Source organism: Clostridium sp. CM74B_53 (assembly GCF_036318045.1).
GTDB lineage: Bacteria > Bacillota > Clostridia > Lachnospirales > Lachnospiraceae > Pilosibacter.
Genome location: NZ_JAWQDE010000037.1, coordinates 1 through 1,848, shown reverse-complemented (window position 1 = coordinate 1,848; position 1,848 = coordinate 1). Strand labels below are relative to the sequence as shown.

The following is a 1,848-nucleotide window of genomic DNA, read 5'->3' as shown; positions in this document are numbered from 1 at the left end:
TTACCAAGTCCTGCATAATGAGCATGGCAATCGTCCGAAGCCCGGCCCCCAGCTTTTTTAAGTCAAGGCATACCAGACGGCGGTTTAAGTCCACATTGGTTTCATGGTTGAACACGTTAAGGGAACCTGACACATAGATTTCAAGGGCAGTTGCCAGCCGTACCGCCTCGCCCTCCGGCTGGGAACAGAGCAGGTCATACAGGGTTTGGAGGGTCGGCATTTTGCTTGTTTCCGGGTCCTGCAAATGTTCCCGGTACATCTGGCGTACACAGCGGTCAATGACGGTCCGCTCCACCGGCTGCAAGCCATCCTTGCCGCCAACGATCAGCTCCATCAGCGACAGGATAAAGTCGGCTTTCAGCGCCATCGGGTTTTCCTCGTCAAAGCTCAGGTCAATGTCCATCGGATTGATGTGGTGGGGGCTGTCCGGGGCGATCTCGATGACCTGTCCGCCCAGCCGCTTGATAAGGGGCGAGTATTCGCCCATCGGGTCCACCACAATGATCCGGTCACGGGTGGCAAGGAACACGTTCACAAGCTCCCGCTTTGCGGCAAAGGATTTGCCGGAGCCCGGCACGCCGAGGAACAGGCCGTTGGGGTTTTTGAGCTTTTTCCGGTTTGCCATGATGACGTTATGGGAAAGTGCGTTGAGCCCGTAATAGACGGCTTCGCCATCCATGCGGAGCTCCTGCGTCATAAAGGGAACGAAAATGGCCGTGGAGCTGGTCGTCATGCCGCGCTTGATCTCAATGCCGTTATGGCCCAGCGGAAGGCTGGAAAGAAAACCATCCTCCTGCTGGAAGTCCAGCCGCTTCAAGGTGCAGTTGTATTTCTGGACGATACCCGACACCGTGAACAGGTCATTGTCCAGCTCCCGGCGGGTCGGGGCCATGTTTACCACAAGGAAAGTCAGAAGGAACATTCGCTCATTCCGGCTCTGTAAATCTTCCAAGAGGGTCTTTGCGTCGTTGCTGTACGTTACAAGGTCGGGTGGAAGTATGTCCATGTCGTACCCTGACCGGGCTGCCTTCTTTTGTTCCTCCACCTTCATCTTGTCAATGTCGGAGACTTTGGCCTTGATGGATTTTACGGCGGCGGCCTGATCGACGGTTTGGATATGGAGAGTGATGGTCATTTCCGCGTCCATTTCCAAAAGCTCCGCCAGCAGCTTGTCCGAGAGCTCCGAGGCCAAAATCTGCAAGTAGGAGGCAGCGCCCCAAGTCGTCCCCACCCGGAACAGTCGGCTGAAACGAAAATCGAAACTGTCCGGGGCGATAAAGTCTTTGGTGGAAAGCCCGGTTTTGGGGATCATATCCCATGAAAACCGGAAGGGGGAGCCGCTGCCGGGGTGGAGCTGCCCGTGAAGAAGCTCCAGCCGTTCCAGCCCCGAAAGGGAACGGCACTTGACGCCCAGCTTTTTGAAGTTCCCGCAAATGTCCGCCTCTACACGTTCCAGCCTTGCCCTGGCGGTGGGAAGGTCGTCCACGTTCACGCCGAAGGTCAGGAGCTTTGTGCGGACAATGCCGTTGTTGCTTTTGGCGATCTGGTTTTCCAGCATTTCCACATACTCACACCGGACGCTGTTGTAATCATCGTCCTGCATGGGGATGTTCACGCTGTACCGGCTGCCCGGGCGGCTCCGGTGGTTGAGGAAGGAAAGCTGGAACGGAAGGCTGCTGTCAAAGTAGTTGAGGCAGGCGCTCCACCCGTCAAAGATGGCTGCCTGATCTTCGGACTGTGCGAGCTGGTAGTTGATGTCCTCGTATTCAATGGTTTTGGTGTAATAGCGGTCCGCTACCCGGCACACCCCGTCCCGGTACATTTCCCGGTAAGGGAGGGTCTGCTGGG

Annotated in this window: 1 protein-coding gene; it reads right to left on the bottom strand. The window is 56.5% G+C overall.

Translation table 11 applies throughout. From position 1 onward, the window contains the following. Nucleotides 1-1,848, bottom strand: a 1,848-nt coding sequence (locus tag V2546_RS15595; protein ID WP_329752827.1) for a VirB4-like conjugal transfer ATPase, CD1110 family, incomplete at both ends; no start/stop codon positions are given.